The organism is Nocardioides sp. P4_G10, from assembly GCF_056401175.1.
On sequence record NZ_JBFUJV010000030.1, the window covers coordinates 23,510 to 42,730 of the forward strand.

The 19,221-nt window shown below is 72.5% G+C and carries 14 protein-coding genes; 7 read left to right on the plus strand and 7 right to left on the minus strand.

The annotated features are described in order from the left end of the window. Nucleotide 1: 1 nt before the first annotated feature. On the plus strand, nucleotides 2-3,487 hold the full coding sequence (locus AC1DP1_RS21530) for an ATP-binding protein (RefSeq protein ID WP_477508567.1): 3,486 nt from the start codon (nucleotides 2-4) through the stop codon (nucleotides 3,485-3,487). A gap of 16 nt (nucleotides 3,488-3,503) precedes the next feature. Here the strand turns inward: AC1DP1_RS21530 and AC1DP1_RS21535 are convergent, their stop codons facing one another. The 5 genes from AC1DP1_RS21535 to AC1DP1_RS21555 all read right to left on the minus strand — a co-directional run bounded on the left by AC1DP1_RS21535 (nucleotide 3,504) and on the right by AC1DP1_RS21555 (nucleotide 8,881). Next, nucleotides 3,504-4,877: an FAD-binding oxidoreductase gene (locus AC1DP1_RS21535; protein WP_477508568.1), complete on the minus strand. Its 1,374-nt coding sequence runs from the start codon at nucleotides 4,875-4,877 to the stop codon at nucleotides 3,504-3,506. Nucleotides 4,878-5,113: 236 nt separating this feature from the next. Beyond that, nucleotides 5,114-6,433 (minus strand): MFS transporter, encoded by a 1,320-nt coding sequence (locus AC1DP1_RS21540; RefSeq protein ID WP_477508569.1) that lies wholly within the window; start codon nucleotides 6,431-6,433, stop codon nucleotides 5,114-5,116. A 107-nt stretch (nucleotides 6,434-6,540) separates the two neighbouring features. Continuing rightward, the gene (locus tag AC1DP1_RS21545) at nucleotides 6,541-7,560 is read right to left on the minus strand and encodes a zinc-dependent alcohol dehydrogenase family protein (RefSeq protein WP_477508570.1); all 1,020 of its coding nucleotides are present in this window, start codon (nucleotides 7,558-7,560) and stop codon (nucleotides 6,541-6,543) included. Between the two features lie 238 nt (nucleotides 7,561-7,798). Continuing rightward, nucleotides 7,799-7,939 (minus strand): hypothetical protein, encoded by a 141-nt coding sequence (locus AC1DP1_RS21550; protein WP_477508571.1) that lies wholly within the window; start codon nucleotides 7,937-7,939, stop codon nucleotides 7,799-7,801. Between the two features lie 114 nt (nucleotides 7,940-8,053). Continuing rightward, nucleotides 8,054-8,881, minus strand: coding sequence for a sigma-70 family RNA polymerase sigma factor (locus tag AC1DP1_RS21555; protein ID WP_477508572.1), 828 nt, complete (start codon nucleotides 8,879-8,881; stop codon nucleotides 8,054-8,056). Between the two features lie 192 nt (nucleotides 8,882-9,073). Between AC1DP1_RS21555 and pta the strand changes: the two genes are divergently transcribed. Beyond that, nucleotides 9,074-11,149, plus strand: coding sequence for a phosphate acetyltransferase (gene pta, locus AC1DP1_RS21560; protein WP_477508573.1), 2,076 nt, complete (start codon nucleotides 9,074-9,076; stop codon nucleotides 11,147-11,149). Further along, a complete protein-coding gene (locus tag AC1DP1_RS21565) occupies nucleotides 11,146-12,345 on the plus strand; it encodes an acetate/propionate family kinase (RefSeq protein WP_477508574.1) in 1,200 nt (399 codons plus the stop codon). Before pta ends, AC1DP1_RS21565 begins: the two co-directional genes overlap by 4 nt. A 138-nt stretch (nucleotides 12,346-12,483) precedes the next feature. On the opposite strand, the gene AC1DP1_RS21570 is transcribed toward AC1DP1_RS21565, so the two are convergent. Beyond that, nucleotides 12,484-12,759 (minus strand): HU family DNA-binding protein, encoded by a 276-nt coding sequence (locus AC1DP1_RS21570; RefSeq protein WP_299931514.1) that lies wholly within the window; start codon nucleotides 12,757-12,759, stop codon nucleotides 12,484-12,486. 222 nt (nucleotides 12,760-12,981) lie between these two features. On the opposite strand from AC1DP1_RS21570, the gene AC1DP1_RS21575 reads away from it, so the two are divergent. From AC1DP1_RS21575 to AC1DP1_RS21590, 4 genes are all read left to right on the plus strand, one after another. Further along, nucleotides 12,982-13,692: a hypothetical protein gene (locus AC1DP1_RS21575; RefSeq protein WP_477508575.1), complete on the plus strand. Its 711-nt coding sequence runs from the start codon at nucleotides 12,982-12,984 to the stop codon at nucleotides 13,690-13,692. Then, nucleotides 13,689-14,888 (plus strand): PrsW family intramembrane metalloprotease, encoded by a 1,200-nt coding sequence (locus AC1DP1_RS21580; RefSeq protein WP_457191841.1) that lies wholly within the window; start codon nucleotides 13,689-13,691, stop codon nucleotides 14,886-14,888. Before AC1DP1_RS21575 ends, AC1DP1_RS21580 begins: the two co-directional genes overlap by 4 nt. Beyond that, complete coding sequence (locus AC1DP1_RS21585; protein WP_477508576.1) at nucleotides 14,885-15,640, plus strand: lysostaphin resistance A-like protein; 756 nt, start codon at nucleotides 14,885-14,887, stop codon at nucleotides 15,638-15,640. The genes AC1DP1_RS21580 and AC1DP1_RS21585 overlap by 4 nt, the downstream gene beginning before the upstream one ends. A gap of 71 nt (nucleotides 15,641-15,711) precedes the next feature. After that, nucleotides 15,712-16,122, plus strand: coding sequence for an NUDIX domain-containing protein (locus AC1DP1_RS21590; protein ID WP_477508577.1), 411 nt, complete (start codon nucleotides 15,712-15,714; stop codon nucleotides 16,120-16,122). Here AC1DP1_RS21590 and AC1DP1_RS21595 read toward each other — a convergent pair. Continuing rightward, nucleotides 16,119-18,806 (minus strand): bifunctional acetate--CoA ligase family protein/GNAT family N-acetyltransferase, encoded by a 2,688-nt coding sequence (locus AC1DP1_RS21595; protein WP_477508578.1) that lies wholly within the window; start codon nucleotides 18,804-18,806, stop codon nucleotides 16,119-16,121. The genes AC1DP1_RS21590 and AC1DP1_RS21595 overlap by 4 nt on opposite strands. Nucleotides 18,807-19,221: the final 415 nt, after the last annotated feature.

Consider the following 19,221-nt stretch of genomic DNA (forward strand, 5'->3'; position numbering starts at 1 on the left):
CATGTCGATCGACGAGATCGAGCAGACGCCGGCCGACGGACTCTTCGAGCGGAGCGACGTGGCCACCCCGGCCGACGACACGATGCAGTGGCGGGCGGCGCTGCTCCAGATGGTCAACTGGGGCGGCTTCGACGGCCTCACCGTCGTACCCCTGCGCGGCGACGCGACGATGATCTCCGGCGCCTCGGGTGTCGGCAAGAGCACCATCCTCGACGCCTACACGGCGCTGATGATGCCGTCGGACACCAAGTTCAACGGCGCGTCCAACGACGCCGTCGCGGGCCGTGCCCGGGGCGCCGGCCAGCGCAACCTGCTGTCCTACCTGCGCGGTGCGGTCGACGTGGTCGACGACCCCCGCACCGGTCGGCCGGTCGAGAAGCTGCTCCGCGGCAGGGGCGCCGACACGTGGGGCGCGATCGCGATGACGTTCGTCAACGACCAGGGCGGCCGGTTCACGGTGCTCCGCACCTACTACGTGCCGCGGCGCGCCACCCGCTCGGCCGACGTCCAGATGCAGCTGGCCACCCAGGACGGGCCGCTGCCGCTCGACACGCTCGAGGTCGCCGTGCCGGAGCGCTTCCACGCCAACACGTTGAAGAAGCTCTACCCCGGCATCCGGGTGCACCGGACGTACGCCGAGCTCGCCGCGGTCCTGCACGCGCGGCTCGGCATCGGTGCCAACGGCGACGGTGCGAAGGCCTTGCGCCTGCTCGCCCGGATCCAGGCGGGCAACCAGGTCCGCAGCGTCGACGAGCTCTACAAGGACATGGTGCTCGAGCGGCCCACGACGTTCGCCGCCGCTGACCGCGCGATCGAGCACTTCGACGACCTCGACACCGCGCACTCCGCGATGCGCACCGAGGAGCAGAAGCTCGAGCTGCTGGCGCCGATCACCGACCTCCACGACCGCAAGGTGGTGGCCACCCGGCGGCTCGCGGAGCTCGACTCCTACGGCGTGACGCTCGACGGTGACACCCCGCTGCGGATGTGGCTGCTGCGCACCCACCTGCGCCTCATCGAGTCCGCCGTGGTCGACAACCGCGCCGACCGCGCGGCGGCCGCCGACGAGCTGGGCACGACGACCTCCGCGGAGCGCACCTACCTGGCCGACCTCGAGGCCGCGAAGGAGTCGCACCGCGCGGCCGGCGGCTCGACGCTCCAGTCCCTCGCCTTGTCGCTGGAGCAGGAGCAGGTCGTCCGCGAGGACCGGCTCGGGCGCCGGGAGGTCCTGCAGGGGCGGCTGCTGCCGCTCATCGACGCCACCGACGCCCAGGCGCCCGACGTCGAGGCCGCGCTGCTGTCGAGCGAGTCGTTCGCCGTGCTGCAGATGCACGCCCAGCAGTGGCTGGCCGGCTTCCAGCGGGAGCAGGAGCGGATCCGGCGCGAGCGCGACGCGGTGCTCCGCGACCAGTTCCCGCTCAGCCAGCGCCAGGCCGAGCTGCGCCGCGAGCGGGCGTCGCTGGAGAGTCGCGCCGGCCGGGTGCCTGCCCGGATGGACGAGCTGCGTGCGGAGGTCGCACAGGCGAGCGGGATGAGCGTCGACGAGCTGCCCTTCGTGGCCGAGCTGGTCGACGTCGCGCCCGACGAGGCGCGGTGGCGCACGGCGATCGAGACGGTGCTCGGTGCGAGCGCCCGGATGATGCTCGTGCCCCTCGACCGGCTGGAGAGCTTCGCCGCGGCGATCGACGGGCTGCGGCTCCGCGGTCGCCTGACCTTCGAGGGCGTCGAGCTCGACCTGCCCGACCTCGGCCCGGCCGACCCGGAGCGGGTCGCGGGCAAGCTGGTCTTCAAGGACTCGCCCTTCTCGGGCTGGGTGCAGGCCCACGTCGGCGAGGCGTCGCGCAACGCGCTGTGCGTGGAGTCCGCCGACGGCCTCGCGGGGGCCGCCCCACGATCAGATCTGCGGGTCACCCTCGCCGGTCAGACGCGCAACGGCCGGCGCGGTGCCCACGGGCGCAACGACACCCGCAGCATCATCGGCTTCTCCAACGCCGACGCGATCGCCGAGGTCGACGCCGAGCTGGCCGACCTCGAGGAGCGGCTCGACGGAGTGGGCGGCGAGGTGGCCCAGCTCGACCGGACGTCACGGGTGCTGGAGCAGCAGCGGACGTCGTACGACGTCGTGGCCGCCGCGCGGTTCGACGACTTCGACGTCGACGGCAGCGACCGGCGCATCGCCGAGCTCGAGCGTCGTCGGACCGAGATCCTCGAGTCCGACGACGGCCTCCAGGCGTTGGACGCGCAGATCGCCGACCTCACCGCACGGCTGGAGGAGACGCGACGGGCCCGCTACGCCGCGGAGCAGCGGCAGCGCGATCTCAACGCCGCCCACGGCGACCTCGTCGACGCCGAGGACGTCGTCAAGGACCGGCTCCAGGCGATGGAGGACGCCGGCCGGGTCGTGCTCAGCCCGGAGCAGGAGGCCGCCCTCGCGGTGGACTTCGCCGCCGCCGCGTCGCCCGCGGACCCCGACGACCTCGACCGGTTCGCCGAGTCGTCCCAGCGGCTCGCCGAGCGGCTCCGCACCGCGGTCGGTGACGCCGATGCCGAGGTCCGCCGGGTCGACGACGACCTCGCCCAGGTGTTCCGGGTCTACAAGTTCCAGTGGGACTCGCCCAACCTGGGCGCGACCGCGGACTCCTACCCCGACTACGCCCGCATCCTCGACGACATCCGCGGCGAGGGCCTCGCCGCTCGGCGGGCCGAGTGGCGGCGCCGGCTCACGGAGTGGAGCGGCCAGGACCTGGTGCCCCTCGTCGGCGCGATGGCCGCGTCCGTCGAGGAGATCGAGGACCGGCTCGAGCCGATCAACGCGATCCTGCGACGCCTGGAGTTCGGGGCATCGGGGGACCGGTTGCGGATCCGCCTGCGGCGGCTGTCGCCCGCCCACGTCCAGACGTACATGTTGGACCTGCGCACCCTGTCGTCCGGCTCCACGACCGAGCTCGACGAGGACGCCCTCGAGAAGCGCTTCGCCGAGCTCAGCCGCTTCATGCAGCAGCTGCGCCGGCCGAGCCAGGTCGGCGACGCGGCGACGTCACTGACCGACCGCGAGCGCCTGCTCGACGTACGCCGTCACGTGGAGATCAGCGCCGAGCGCTACGACCACACCACCGGCGAGCTGCGCGCGACCTACCGGACGCTGGGGGAGAAGAGCGGCGGCGAGAGCCAGGAGCTGGTCGCCTTCATCGTCGGCTCCGCCCTCCGCTTCCGGCTCGGTGACGAGATGCGGTCACGGCCGCGGTTCGCCCCGGTCTTCCTCGACGAGGGCTTCGTGAAGGCCGACTCCGAGTTCGCCGGTCGCGCCGTCCAGGCGTGGCGCGGCCTCGGGTTCCAGCTCATCGTCGGGGTCCCGCTCGACAAGGTCACCGGCCTCGAGCCCCACATGGACGAGCTGCTCGCCATCACGAAGAACAGCACCACCCACCAGTCCTGGATCACGCCGATCACCGACGCCGACCGGGCAGGGCGGGTGGGCGCGTCCTGACTCCTGCGACCCGGAGTCAGCCGGGCTGGATGTTCTGGTTGTGCCGGAACAGGTTGTCCGGGTCGTAGCGACGCTTGATCTCCGCCAGCCGGTCGTAGTTGCCGCGGTAGTTCGCCCGGATCCGGGACTGATCGTCCTCCGCCATGAAGTTGACGTAACCCCCCTCCTCCGAGTGCGGCGCGGTGGCGGCGTAGTAGTCCTTCACCCATGCGGTGTTCGCGTCGTTGTCCGCCGGGTCGGGCCACATCCCGGCGATCACCGTCGCGAAGGTGGCGTCGCGGTAGGCGAACGCCGTCGAGTCGGGCGCGACCCGCTGGGCGGCGCCGTTGATCGGGTAGATGTGCATGGTGGAGTTCACGACGGGGATCTTCGGGCCGTGCTCGAGGTGGGCCGCGATCGCGTCGTCGGTCAGCTCGGTGACGAAGTTCGCCTTCCAGTAGTGCTGGAGCCCGGGCGGGACGAGGGCGTCGAAGGCACTGTTGAGCGCCGGGTACGGCATCACACCGACGAACTCCGCCACCCTGGGAGCCAGGTCGCGGATCGGCTGGAGCGCCTTCTCTCCCGCATCGAGGTCACCGGCCCAGCAGGTCACCATCGCGATGAACGGCTCGCCGTGGCGGTCCTCCGGGATGAACGGCAGGGGAGGAGCGATCTGGTAAGCGGGGAAGCAGCCGAGCTCCTCGGGTGCGTCGGCGATGAACTCGCGGTAGAACCGCAACAGGTCGCCGGCCTGGTCGAGCTCGAAGAACATCGGCCCGCCGTAGATGTCCTTGACCGGGCTCATCCGGAACTCGAACGACGTGACGACCCCGAAGTTGCCGCCGCCGCCGCGGATGGCCCAGAAGAGGTCGGCGTCCTCCTTGTCGCTCGCGACGTGGAAGCTGCCGTCGGCGGTCACCACGTCCGCGGCGAGAAGGTTGTCGCAGGACAGGCCGAGGCCCCGGGCGAGGTAGCCGATGCCGCCGCCCAGCGTCAGCCCGCCGACCCCCGTGGTCGAGATGATGCCGCCCGTGGTGGCCAGGCCGAACGGATATCCCGCGGCGTTCATGTCGCCCCAAGTGGCGCCGCCCTCGACGCGGGCGGTCTGGGTCAGCGGGTCCACCCGGACGCCGCGCATGCTGGAGAGGTCGACGACCAGCGCGTCGTCCGCCGTGCCGAATCCCGGCACGCTGTGCGACCCTCCCCGTACCGCGACCGTCAGGTCGTTCTCGGCCGCGAACCGCACGGCAGTCATCACGTCACCGGTGTTGGCCGGGCGCACGATCACCGCAGGACGGCGGTCGATCATGGCGTTGTACACGCGGCGCGCCTCGTCGTACTCGGCGTCCTCCGCGGTGGTCACGGTTCCCCGAACGTTCTCGCGCAGGGCCGTCAGCGCATTCGTGTCCATGAACAAATCCTCGCCTCGTCGTTTCACTGGTCCCAGACGAGTGGGCCCGAGGTCGCCACGTGTCGCCGCGATCCGCAGCGGTGTGTCAATGGGATCGGAATTCACGCTAGACCCGCCCGCGGCAACATGGCAGGACCTCTAGACCAGAGCCTGACCGCGCCGGCGCCCGATTCCGGGGCGCCGAACGCCATGGCGTCGGGGGGCTTGGGGCTGGGGTCGTCGTAGGACCTGGTTCGTCAGCTGGTGGAGCACGCAACAGCGAGCTGGTCGTCGGACAGCGCGTCGGACGGGCTGGCGCGCACGGGTGCGGTCGACGTGAGCCGGTGCTGGTCGGCGGCGCGTTGGTGGCGTCGTACGGAGACGGCGAGCGCGGTGGCGGGGACGAGGGTGAGGGCGGACACGACGGTCCCGACCACTACCGGTCCGACAGCTCCCAGCCTCGACTCGAGGGCGAGGGCTCCGACCCAGGAAGCCACCGCGGTGCCGAAGTTGAACGCGGCCACGGCTAGCGAGGACCCGAGGGTGGGGGCGTGGCCGGCGTACCGGACGGCGAGGGAGATGAGGATGGGGTTGGCGCCGAGGCCGAAGAAGCCCATCAGCACGATGAGGACCGTGGTCGGCACTGCCGCCTGGGAGACCATGCAGAGGGCCAGCAGCACGAGCGTGGTGACGGCCGGCGCGACGATGGTGGCGGTGTGGGGGCGGGTGTCACCGAGGCGGCCACCGATGAGGGACCCCACCAGCGACCCGACACCGAACCCGGCCAGCACGAGCGGCACCAGGTTCGCGGAGATGCCGGTCCTGTCGGTCAGCAGCGGGGTGATGAAGGAGTACGCCGCCAGCACGCCACCAGTGGTGGTGGCGCACGCGGCCAGCACCAGCCAGAGTCGGCCCGAGCGCAGGGCGGTCAGCTCAGTGCGGATCGACGCCGTCGGAACGTCATCGCTGTCGTCAGTGACGTGGCGGGCGATGAGTGGCACAGCTGCGACCGCGAGGAGAGCGAGCGCCCAGAACGTTCCGCGCCAGCCGATCGCCTGTGCGGCGAGGGCGCCCAGCGGCACCCCGAGCACGGTGGCCAGGGAGCCGCCGGCCCCGACGACGCCCACGGCGCGCGATGCTGCTCCCGGTCCCGCGACGCGGGTGGCGACGACCGCCGCGACCGCCCAGAAGGCCCCGGTGGCCAGGGCGGTGAAGAACCGTGCGGCGAGGAGGACACCGAACTGCGAGCTGACGGCGACGACGACGTGACCGACGGCGAACACGGCCAGGGCCAACATCAGCGTCAGGCGCTGGGACAGGCGCAGCGTCAGCATCGCCATCAGTGGGGCGCCGACGATCATCCCGATCGCGAAGACCGTGATGAGCAGGCCGGTGCGGGCGACGCTGACCTGCACGTCGGCGGCGATGTCGGGGAGGATGCCGGCGACCACGAACTCGGTGGTGAGCATCAAGAAGGTGCCGACGGCGAGGACGTAGACGGCCAGTGGCAGGCGGGGCGTGCGAGGACCGACGGCCGCGGACGTCATGTCCGTGGTCGGGGCTGCTGCGTCGTGCATCGGGAACCTCTCGGAGGAGTGGTGTTGGAGTCGGGTGGGCTGCGGGGGCCATGTCCAGGCGGCCGTACTCCGACACGGCGCGCTGGGCAGCCGAGTGGCGTGGAGGTTCAGAAGGTCAGCAGCACCTTGGTGGCGGTGCGCTCGTCCATCGCCTGGTAGCCCTCGGCGGCCTGCTCGAGCGGGAGGGTGAGGTCGAAGACCTTGCCGGGGTCGATCTTGCGGTCCCAGATGAGCTGGACGAGCTCGGGGAGGAAGCGTCGTACGGGTGCGGGGCCACCGTGGATGTGGACGCCGGCCATGAAGAGCTCGTCGCCAGCGATGGAGACGTCGTGGGAGACGCCGACGAAGCCGACGTGGCCACCGGGACGCGTCGAGTGGATGGCCTGCATCATCGCTTCCTGGGTGCCCACGGCCTCGATCACGGAGTGGGCGCCGAGGCCGTCGGTGAGCTCCTTGACCTTTGCGACGCCGTCCTCGCCGCGCTCCTCGACGATGTCGGTGGCGCCGAACTCGCGCGCCAGCGCCTGGCGGTCGGCGTGGCGGCTGAAGGCGATGATGCGCTCGGCGCCGAGCTGGCTGGCGGCGAGGATGCCCAGCAGGCCGACCGCGCCGTCGCCGACGACGGCGACGGTCTTGCCGGGTCCCGCCTCGGCGGCGACGGCGGCGAACCAGCCGGTGCCGAGCACGTCGGAGGCCGCCATGAGCGAGGGGATCAGGTCGGCGTCGGGCATGCCGGGCGTGGCGACGAGGGTGCCGTCGGCGAGGGGGATGCGGGCCAGCTCGGACTGGGTGCCCAGGGTGCCCATGAGGACGCGGTGGGTGCAGTAGGCCTGGTAGCCGGCCTGGCAGATCTCGCAGGTGTTGTCGGAGGCCCAGAACGAGCCGACGACGAAGTCGCCGACCTTGATGGTGCGGACCTCGTCACCGACCTGCTCGACCACGCCGACGTACTCGTGGCCCATCACCTGGTGCTCGACCGGCTCGGCACCGCGGTAGGGCCACAGGTCGCTGCCACAGATGCACGTCGCGGACAGGCGGATGATGGCGTCGGTGGGCTCGATGATCGTGGGGTCCTCGCGGTCCTCGACGTGTACGTCCCCGGGTGCGTGCATGACTACCTGGCGCATGGCGCTGGGCTCCTCTTCGTCGTTCGTGGTTCGTGCTGGGGTGTGGCGGCGTGCTCGTGCCGCCTCGACATCGAGTGAACCCGCTTGCGAACGGGTGAGGGAGTCCCTGTCGAGGGGTGCACCGACAGGGCACCCTTCGCGGTCCGCGCCGGGTCGACCTCGGCGCGGGCTCGACGGCCGACGACGCCTCGTCGTCAGGCAGCTCTGTCGGACCGTCAGGACCGGGCGTGCGTCACGGCTAGGCGCCGCCGCCGTCCCCGCCGTCTCCGCCGTCGGCGTGACCGCCGCCGCCCCTGGTGGCCTTCACGGGCCCGCGCAGGGCGTTCTCGATGACCAGGCCGACGAGGATGACGACGAGGGCGACGGCGAGGTACGTCATCTCGCTCGCCACTCCGTCCAGCACGAGGGTGCTGGTGCGATTCCACCGCGTGGCGCCAGGCGGGCTCACCCGCGTGCCGTGGGGCCGGCGTCCCTCGGGCCCGGCTCGGGACGCTCAGGCAGCGGTCAGGGGCTCGGCGAGGTCGCTGCGGAGCCGACCGAGGATCCGGGTGAGGGTGCGCGAGACCTGGGCCTGCGTCAGGCCGATGAGGTCGGCGATCTCCTGCTGGGTGCGCTCGTCCTCGAAGCGCCAGCGGAGGATCAGGCGCTCGCGGTCGGACAGGCGGCTGACCGCGGTGTCGAGCACCAGCTTGGCCTCGAGGGTCGCGAAGCCGCGGTCGTCGTGGCCGAGCGCGTCGGCGATGGTGCCGCGCTCCTGCGCGCCGCCCGTGCTGTCGATCGAGGCCGGGCGGAAGCAGCCGTCGGCCGCCAGCGCCTCGACGACCTCGTCGGCCTCGACGCCGAGGTGCGCGGCGACCTCGGACGGGCGGGGCGAGACCCCCAGCTGCGCCTCGAGCTCGTGCTGGGCGGCCTTGATCCGGGCCTGCAGCTGCTGCACCCGACGGGGGACCCGGATCATCCAGCCCGAGTCGCGGAAGTGGCGGCGCAGCTCACCGCGCACGGTCGGCACGGCGTACGACAGGAAGTCGTGACCGGCGGCGGCGTCGAAGCGGCGGGCCGCCTTGATCAGGCCGACGAGCGCGACCTGCTCGAGGTCGTCGACGTCGATGCCGCGGTTGCGGTAGCGGGTGGCCATCGACCGCGCCACGACGACGTTGGTCTCGATCAGCTCGTCCACCAGCTCGAGGCGCCGCTCCTCGGAGGTCCCGGCGCGCATCTCGTCGACGATGGAGGCCGTGCGGCCGGCGCGCGCCTCGCGCTGGCTCGCCCTGCGGAGGTCGCCGAGGTGGGCAGGGACTGGGGGCGTCGTGAGGGTGGCCACGAGCTGCTCCTTCCGGGCCATTGGGGCCGTGCTGTCGTCGCCCCGGTTGTGGGCGTGCACTGATCGTCGCCGGGGCGGGCGACGCGCGGACAGCCGAAATGCGAAACATTGGACAAACCATGGACAATAGGGTTGTCCAGCCCGGCATCGGGGCGGGTCACGGCGCCGGGTCCCGGCCGCTAGGGTCGGGCCATGGCTCGCAGCGTCTACGTGGCCGGCGTCGAGGGATTCACCGGCAAGTCCGCGGTCGCGCTCGGGGTGCTCGAGCAGCTCTCGCGCCGGGTGGCACGGGTCGCGGTCTTCCGTCCGGTGGTCCGCGCCGAGGCGTCCACCGGCGACGTCCACGACTATGTCCTCGACCTGCTGGTGTCGCACGACGCGGTCTCGTTGTCGTACGACGAGTGCGCGGGCGTCAGCTACGACGACGTGCACGCCGACCCGGACGGCGCGATGGACCGCATCGTGGCGCGCTACCACCAGGTCGCCGAGCAGAGCGACGCCGTGGTCATCGTCGGCAGCGACTACACCGACGTCGGCGCCCCGGCGGAGTTCGCCTTCAACGCCCGGGTGGCGGCCAACCTCGGCGCACCCGTCCTGCTGGTGCTCAACGGCCAGGGCAGGGGAGTCGACCAGCTCTGCACGGCCGCGGCCATGGCGCAGGTCGAGCTCGCCGCCAACCACGCGACGCTATTTGCCGTCATCGCCAACCGCGTGGACCCCCAGGCCACCGGCCGGACGGCGACGGCGCTGCGCCGCGAGGGCGTACCCGCGTTCGCCCTGCCGGAGCAGCCGCTGCTCAGTGCCCCCTCCGTCGGCGACCTGATGGCGGCGTGCGACGGCCGTCTCGTGCGGGGCGACGAGAGCCAGCTCGCGCGTGAGGTCCCCGGACTGGTGGTCGCCGCGATGACACTGCCCAACGTGCTCGACCGGCTGTTCGACGGCGCCCTCGTCGTCACGCCCGGCGACCGGCCCGAGGTGGTCCTCGGCGTCCTCACCGCCCACCAGTCGGCGAGCTTCCCGCAGATCTCCGGCATCGTGCTCAACGGCGGGCTCGCCCTGCCGGAGCAGATCGACCGGCTCCTCGACGGGCTCGAGGTGGCGCTGCCGATCATCGCCACCGACCTCGGCACCCACGCCACCTCGACGACGCTGACCAACCGCCGGGGTCGCCTCGACAAGGACTCCCCGCGCAAGATCGCGACGGCCCTGACCCTCTTCGCCGAGCACGTCGACGGCGAGGAGCTGATGAACGGCCTCGAGGTGGCCCGCACCTCGGTCGTCACCCCGCTGATGTTCGAGCACAAGGTCCTCGACGACGCGATCGCCGACCGCCGCCACATCGTGCTGCCCGAGGGGGAGGAGGAGCGGATCCTGCGCGCCGCCGACATCCTGCTGCGCCGCAACGTCGCCGACCTGACCCTGCTCGGCGACCCGATGATCGTCCGGGCGAAGGCCGCGCACCTCGGCATCGACGTCTCGGGCGCGCGCCTGCTCAGCCCGTACGACGAGGAGCTGCGCGAGCGGTTCGCGCAGGAGTACCACCAGCGGCGCGCGCACAAGGGCATCGACCTCGAGGCGGCCCGCGACATCGTGGTCGACGTGTCCTACTTCGGCACGATGATGGTCGAGCTCGGTCTCGCCGACGGGATGGTGTCGGGGGCGGTGCACACCACCGCCCACACCAWCCGGCCGGCCCTCGAGGTCATCCGCACGGTGCCCGAGGTGTCGGTGGTGTCGTCGGTCTTCTTCATGTGCCTCAAGGACCAGGTGCTGGTCTACGGCGACTGCGCGGTCAACCCCGACCCCACCGCCACCCAGCTCGCCGACATCGCGGTCGCGTCGGCCCGCACCGCCGCCGCCTTCGGGGTCGAGCCGCGGGTCGCGATGCTGTCGTACTCCACCGGCACCTCGGGCAGTGGCACCGACGTCGAGAAGGTCACCCAGGCGACGGCGATGGTCCGCGAGCGCGCGCCGGACCTGCTCGTCGAGGGCCCGATCCAGTACGACGCCGCGATCGACGTCGCGGTCGCGCGGACCAAGCTGCCCGACTCCGCCGTCGCCGGCCGGGCGACGGTCTTCGTCTTCCCCGACCTCAACACGGGCAACAACACCTACAAGGCCGTGCAGCGCTCGGCCGGCGCCCTGGCGGTCGGTCCGGTCCTGCAGGGCCTCCGCAAGCCGGTCAACGACCTCTCGCGTGGCGCGCTGGTCCGCGACATCGTCAACACCGTGGCGATCACCGCCATCCAGGCGCAGGAGCGTTCGTGACGGAGCGGGTGCTGGTCCTCAATGCGGGGTCGTCGTCGCTGAAGTACCGCTTGCTCGACGGCAGCACCGGAGCCGCCGAGGCGTCCGGGACCGTGGAGCAGATCGGTGAGGACAGCGGCACGCTGACGCACACCGTGGGCGGCGAGGAGCACACGGAGGAGCGTCGCATCGCCGACTTCGAGGACGCGCTTCGGTCGGCGCTCGACGCCTTCGACCGGCACGGTCCGGCGATCGGCACGAGCGGGCTCGCCGCGGTGGGCCACCGCGTCGTGCACGGCGGCGACCTCTTCTCCGAGCCGGCGGTGGTCGACGACCGGTTGCTCGCCACCGTCGAGGACCTCGTGCCGCTCGCCCCGCTGCACAACCCGGCCAACCTGGAGGGCCTCCGGGTCGCGCGACGGCTCTTCCCCGACGTGCCTCACGTCGCGGTCTTCGACACGGCGTTCCACCAGACGATGCCCGACCACGCCTACACGTACGCCGTGCCGGTGGCCTGGCGCGAGGAGCACCGGATCCGCCGCTACGGCTTCCACGGCACGTCGTACGCCTTCGTCTCCCGCCGCGCCGCCGAGCTGCTCGGCCGTCCGGCTGAGGACACCAACCTCGTCGTGCTGCACCTCGGCAACGGGGCGTCCGCCGCCGCGGTCCGGGGCGGGCGGTCCGTCGACACCTCGATGGGGTTGACCCCGCTCGAGGGACTGGTGATGGGCACCCGGTCAGGCGACCTGGACCCGGCGATCCACGGCCACCTGCACCGCGAGCTCGGCTGGTCGCTGGACCAGATCGACCGGGCCCTCTACCGCGACTCCGGACTGCGGGGCCTCTCCGGGGTCAACGACTTCCGCGAGCTGACCCGTCGCAAGGCAGCCGGCGACGAGGCGGCGAGGCTCGCCTTCGACGTCTACGCCTACCGCGTCCGCAAGTACGTCGGCGCCTACTACGCGGCGCTCGGCGAGCTGCACGCCGTCGTCTTCACCGGCGGCGTCGGACAGCACAGCGCCGAGCTGCGGGCCGCCGCGCTCAGCGGCCTGTCCCGGCTCGGCATCGTGCTCGACGCGCAGCGCAACGAGGCCGCGGGCAAGGACGCGCGGGCCGTCTCCGCCGACGGCTCCGAGGTCGCCGTCCTCGTCGTCCCCACCGACGAGGAGTGGGAGATCGCCCGCCAGGCGCTCGAGGTCGTGCGCGCGTCGCGCTAGGTGGAAGTTCACTCGCACCAGGTACGAGCAAGGTGGACGTCAGCGGGCTTCGCAGGACGATGACGTCCGAGCAGCGCTGAGCGCGCGGCTCACGGCATCCGGATGCCGCGAGCCGCGCGGCTCGTCATGACGAGATCGTCAGCCGTTGACGGCGTTCTTGAACGCGGCGGCCGGCTTGAAGGCCGGCGCCTTGCTCGCGGCGATCTCCATGGTCTCGCCGGTCTGCGGGTTGCGGCCCGTGCGAGCGGACCGCTCACGGGACTCGAAGGTCCCGAAGCCCGGGACGGTGACCTTGTCGCCGCCGGCGACGGCGGTGGTGATGGAGGCGATGACGGCCTCGAGGGCCTTGTCGGCCTGGGCGTTGCTCAGCTCGGCGTGCGAGGCAATGGCGTCGCGCAGTTCAGTCTTGTTCACGTAGAGCTCCTGCTCGTCGGTTACGGACAGCGGCCATTCAACATCCCCGGCCGCCCCCGGTGCGCGGTGCCCCAGCCCCAAGGGGTGAGAAGTCGTGGGCGCCCGGCGGCATGTTTCGCGCGCGAGTCGGCCGGATGAGGGCGAGGTGAAGGTTTGTCGCAGGTCTTCCGGCGGGCCGGTTCCCTCCCTAGGCTCCGAGAGCGCTTACGGGAGGAGTCGTACATGAGCGACGAGCACGCGCCGACAACGACTGCGGGTGGGCAGGGGCTGCTCGTCGAGGGCCGCCGCGGCTGGTCCGGGCGAGCGGGGCCGCCGCGGGTGCCGGTCGACAGACGCGTGGCCGGGCTCGACAAGGCGTCGTTCGTGCCCGCGCTCGTCGCGATCGGCATCTGGGTCCTGTGGGCGTTCGTGGTGCCGCACCTCGACTCTGCGGTCGAGCACGATGAGCAGGTGCGCGCGGGCGACCGGCTGGCACTGACCGAGGACCTCGCCGTCACTCCGCCGACCGGTTGGAGCCTGCTCTCGGGCTTCACCACCGCCGACCAACCGGCCAGCGGCCCGTCGGGCTCGGTGGCGGTGAGCAACGGAGCCGTGACGGTGCAGGTGTCGGCAGACGACTTCTCCGGGACGGCCACCGAGCTCCTCGCCCAGGTCGAGCGCGTCGCGACCGCCACCGGCGGCAACGCGTCCGGCGTCAGCAGCGGCCGCTCCACCGTGGACATCCCGTCCGGCCTCACTGGTGTCTCCGAGGCCTTCACCCGGCCCGGTGCCGAAGGCAGGCTGGTGGCGTTCGTCGATGACGGGACCGGCATCGTCGTGCAGGTCTCGGGCGCCCCGGACCGGCTCGCCGTCGCCGCCCACGACGTCCAGCACATGATCCGCAGCATCGGAGCATGGAAGCCCGCGTCGAGCGAGTCCGAGGGGGAGTCATGAGCGTCGTGACGCAGGATCCGACCGCCGACGACGACCTGGTGCGGCGACGGGCGGAGGCCATCGAGGTCTCCGGGTGGGGGGAGCGGTTCCACCTCTTCCAGCCACGCAACGCCTGCTTCTGGGTCGTCCTCGCGCTGTCCGTCACCGGCCTGGTGAAGATGGTGCAGATGTTCACGCCCCTCGCGGGCTACTTCGCGCCGGCGTTCGCCGCTGCCGGCGCCATCGCCGTCGCGTGCACCTTCGCCTGGGGGTGGTGGTTCCACCACATCGACCACTTCGAGCGCCAGCCCTTCGGTCTGGTCGCCCTGTGCTTCGTGTGGGGCGGCCTGGCGGCACCGTTCGCGATCTCGATCGCCGGCAACACCGCCCTGGGCTCGCTCTACAGCAAGCTGTTCGGGGCCGTGTGGAGCGCGGACTGGCATGCCGGCCTGAGCGCACCCTTCGTCGAGGAGAGCTCCAAGGCGGCCGGTTTCATCCTCGCCCTCGGCCTGGCGCGACGGCTCATCCGGACCCCGGCAGACGGCATCTTCCTCGGCGCGTTCATCGGTCTGGGGTTCCAGACCTTCGAGGACTTCCTGTACGCCGTCAGCGCCTCCACGCAGGGCTTCGGCTCCGACCAGGTCCACGCCGTCACGGGCGGCATCGCCACCCGCGTGTTCTCCGACGTGGTCTCGCACCCGATGTTCACCGCGCTCGTGTGCGCCGGCCTCGTCTACCTCATCGGGACGCCGGCCCAGCCACGTCGTGTCGGGAGAGGACTCGCGCTCGTCGCGGCGGGTGTGGGCATCCACCTGTTCTGGGACTCCATGCTGGTCCTCAGCGCCGAGCTGGACGTGCCGACGCTCGTCGTGCTGGTCTTCGCGATGGTCGTGAGCCTCGGCCTGCTCTGGTACGCGTTCCGGCTGACGGACCACCGGGAGCGCGAGCTGGCACGTGACATCCTCGCCCCCGAGGTGGTGCAGGGCGTCCTGTCGCAGGACGAGCTGACCGCGCTCACGGGTCACCGTCAGCGGCGCGCGTTCCTCAAGGCGGCACCCGACCGGCGGGAGCGTCGTCGCCGCAAGCACGTCCTCGCCGCCGCGGTCGACCTGTGCGCCGACCTCGCCCGCAGCGACGGTGGACCCTCCGGTGAGGACGACGTCGCGCGGTCACGGGACGAGATCGCGCGCCTGCGCGGCGGCTCGGTGCCCGCATGAGCGCCGACGCGCAGCGCTTCGGGCGACTGGTCGAGCGGGACGACGGACGCGACTTCCCGTTCTACGACTCGACCCCGGTCGCCATCGACGGGCGACGGTGGCTGGTGGTGGTCGCGGCCTGCGCGCTCGGGTTCGCGATCCTGATCAGCATCGGGTTCGCGGACCAGCGCGCCGAGCTGCTGCCCCGGATCCTGTTCCTCGCCGTCCCGGCAGCCGCGTTCGTCTGGGCCTCACAGGGCCAGTGGCGTGCCCTGTTCAAGCCCGTTCGGGCAGCCGACGTCGGCGCCATGGTCGTCTTCTGGCTGCTGAACCTCGCGGTCAGCGCATTCGCCGCCCTGCTCGTCTCGGGCGGGAGCTTCGACCACCTCAGCGCCAACACCGCCACCGACGACCTCGCCGACGCCGGGGCCGCCCAGATCGCCGCCTTCTACGTCGGCACCGGCGTCCAGCTGATGGGCGAGGAGGTCTTCACGATCCTGCCCTTCCTGGCCATCCTGTGGTTCCTGACGCGACGCGGCACGTCCCGCAGGACGGCCATCCTCGTCGCCTGGGTGGTCACGGCCGTCTGGTTCGGGGCCGCGCACCTGTCGACGTACGACTGGAACGTCGGCCAGGCGATCATCGTCATCGGCGCCGCGCGCCTCGTGCTCACCCTGGCCTACATCCGCACGAAGAACCTCTGGGTCAGCTTCGGCGCGCACGTCCTCAACGACTGGGTGACCTTCACCCTCGCCCTGCTCGCAGCGACCTGACCCGCGTGACCCACTGGGCCCCACCTGGTGCGCGACCACCCGCTGTCGTACGCCCGTGATGTGATCCGGAGATGCTCAGAGTCGTCGTCGGCGCGCTGGTCCGGGACGATCGGGTGCTGCTCGGGCACCGGAGCCCGAGCAAGCGTGCGTATCCGGACGTGTGGGACCTGCCCGGTGGTGTCGTCGAGGACGGCGAGTCGGAGACGGAGGCGCTGACCCGCGAGCTGCACGAGGAGCTCGGGGTGCGGATCGCGACCGGGTCGACGTGCCACCTGTGCCGGGTCGTCGCCGGACCTGCAGGGGAGCCGGTGCTGCTGAGCGCGTGGTTGGTGACCAGCTGGCAGGGGACGCCGGCCAACCTCGCACCCGACGAACACCTCGACATCGCATGGTTCGGCCTGACGGAGCTGCCTCCCCTCGCGCACCACCTCGTGCGCGAGAGCCTGCTCCGCGCGGCGCGGTCGGCCGCACCGCACGACTAGGAGCGCAGGCGACGCGGGATGCCGGTGTCGAGCTCGGGCGGCTCGGCGATGCGGAGCTTCACGTCGACGCAGAAGAGGCCGTGCGCGTTGACGACCACGGGCTCGAGGGTGAGGTCGGAGACGTGGGGCACGTCCGCGGCGAGTCGACCCACGGATGCCACCAGCGCCTCGAGCGGGGCGAGGTCGACCTCCTCCAGGCCGTGGTCGCCGACCAGCTGGGGCCACAGCCGTAGTGCCCGCACCGCGCGGGCGGCGTCGGCGGCCCCGACGGGCGGCAGCAGCAGCACCTCGTCGGCCCAGCTGCCGACCGGTCCCGCAGCTCCGCCGGCGACCCGGACGAGCGGGCCGAGCTGCGGGTCGCGGACCAGGCCGACGGACGCGAGGTGGCCGAGCACCAGCGGCTGGACCAGCACGTCGACCCGGTCGTGGCCGAGCTCCTCGGCGAAGCGTCGTACGGCGTCGGCGACGTCGCTGCTGGTGCGCAGGTCGATCCGCACCAGGCCGCGGTCGGACTTGTGCAGCACCGTCGGGTCGGACACCTTGACGGCCACCGGGTAGCCGATCTCCGCCGCGGCCGCCTCCGCCTCGTCCGGCCCGGCAGCGATACGGCCGACGAGGTGGATGCCGTAGGGCGCCAGCAGCTCGGCCTGGGCAGAGGGCGCCAACCACTCCGGCTCCCCGCGCCGGGCAGCCAGCCGCGACCGCGCCCAGGCGCGGGCGTGCACGCCCCGGGTGCCGAGCTCGACCTCCGGCTGGTCGGCCGGCACCCGTCGCCACGCGGCGTAGCGCATGGCCCGGCCGAGCGCCCCGATCGCCGCATCGGTCGTGCGGTAGACGGTGACACCGGGGAGCCCGCGGGCGGCGTCGAAGGCGGCGCCCGGGGTGACCAGCAGCAGAGGTACGTCGGCGCCTGCCGGCCGTGCCCGGGCGACGGCGTCGAACAGCGCCTCGCGGTCGGCCAGCCGGTTGGCCACCAGCACCACCAGGACGGCGTCGGCCTCGCCCGCGTCGAGCACGGCGCGGAGCGCGGCCGTGAGCTCGGCGGGCGTGAGGTCGGCTCCGAGGTCCACCGGGTTGCGGACGTCGACCGCGCCCGGCACGGCCGCGCGCAGGGCGCCGCTCAGGTCGTACGACGACGGCGCGACGACCATGCCCTGGCCGTCGGCCCGGTCGGTCGTGAGGGCGCCCACGCCGCCGGTGTTGGAGACGATGCACACCCGGAGCCCGGCCGGCAGCGGCTGCTGCACGAGGAGCAGCGCGGTCTCGGTCAGCTCGGCGCCGGTGCGGCAGGCGATCACCCCCGACTGGTCGAGCAGCGCGTCGACGCCGACGCCGACGGTCGAGGAGGCGGACGGGTCCTGCCGGGCCCGCGAGCGGCCGCCCACCACGGCCAGCAGCGGCTTCTGCTCGGCGAAGCGGCGAGCCGTGCGGGCGAACTTGAGCGCGTTGCCGAACGACTCGAGGTAGAGCGCGCCCGCCGCGACCGACTCGTCGTCCATCCAGGCCGCGAGGAGGTCGTTGCTCGACACGTCGACCTTGTCGCCGAGGGAGACGAAGGCCTGCACCCCGAGCCCGACGTCGCGGGCGAGGTCGAGCAGCGCGAAGCCCATCCCTCCCGACTGGGACGCGACGGCCAGGCCGCCCACCTCGGGCACGTCGTGGAGGAGGGTCGCGTTGAGGCTGGCGCCGTTGGCCAGCACGCCCTGCGAGTTGGGGCCGACCAGCCGGAGGCTGTGCGCGCGGGCCAGGGTGAGCAGCTCGTGGCGACGCTCGTCGCTCCCGTTGCCCGAGAAGCCCGACGAGATGACGACCGCCGCCCCGGCTCCGTTGGCGGCGGCGTCGCGCAGCACGTCCGCGACCCCGTCGGCCGGCACCGCGACGACGACCAGGTCGACCGGACCGTCGACGTCGGCCAGGCTGCGGACGGTCGGCAGCCCGTCGATGACGTCGGCCTCCGGGTGCACGACGTGCACGTCGCCGGTGTAGGCCGAGCTGCGGATCGCGTCGAGCACGCCGTGCCCGAAACCGCCCGCCGATCGGCGTACGCCGACCACGGCGACGCTCGCCGGGTGCAGCAACGGGCGGAGCGACCGGGCGGCGGCGCGCCACTCCCGCTGGTCGGCCGCCTCGACCGCCTCACGAGAGGCGTCGGTGCGCAGCTCCACCTCCACCTCGCCCTGGATCGTCCGGCGGGTGGCGCCGAACCCGGCCGCGCGGAAGACGCGCAGCATCCCGTAGTTGTCGCCGAGGACCTCCGCCTCGAAGCGGCTGACCCCGTGCCGCCGGCCGAGCGCGGCGAGGTGCTCGAGGAGCAGGCTGCCCAGGCCCCGGCCGCGGTCCTCGTCGGCGACCAGGAACGCGACCTCGGCGGTGCCGGGGGAGAGCAGCTCGGCGGTCGCCAGGCCGGCGACCCGGCCACGCACGAGCGCCACCAGGGCCGCCGACGCGGTGTTGTCGGGAGCGAAGAGGTGGTCGACGTAGAGCCGACCAGCCTCCCGGCTGGGGGAGAAGAAGCGCAGGCGCAGCGTGTCCACGGACACCGACTCGTGCAGCCCGAGCACCGCGTCGCGGTCGTCCTCGCGCAACGACCGGATCACCGCGACCGTCCCGTCGGCGAGCAGCACGTCCGCGGGCTCCGCGCTCCAGTCCCGGGGGGCGAGGGTCGGAGCCGCCTGGTCGGTCACGTCCCCAACGTGCCAGAGCGAGCCGCCCCGTGCCACCGCCCCGGGAGGCGTCCGGCCAGGCGCTGGACCGCGCTGATCGCATGCACGGGCCCTTCTGCGACGCGCACAGCGCTCTTCTGTCAAAACATTGAGAAAAGTGCCCCACCTTGTGTGTTGACGCCGTCGAATCCTGCTACCTACTGTGACGAACATCACGGTGGCCCCCGGCCACCTGCTCGTGGGAGAAGGCCGACGCCCTGGCGCGCGACGCTCCGTCGACGGGTCGCTCCATCCCCGCTTGGTCTCGAGAAGGCAGGACAGCATGAGCAGGTTCCGTTCACCCTCGGCACACGTCAGGACAGCCGTTGCGGGGGTGGCGGCCGCGGCCGTCGCCGTCGGCGGCATGGCCACGGTCCCCGCCGCGGCAGCCGCTCCC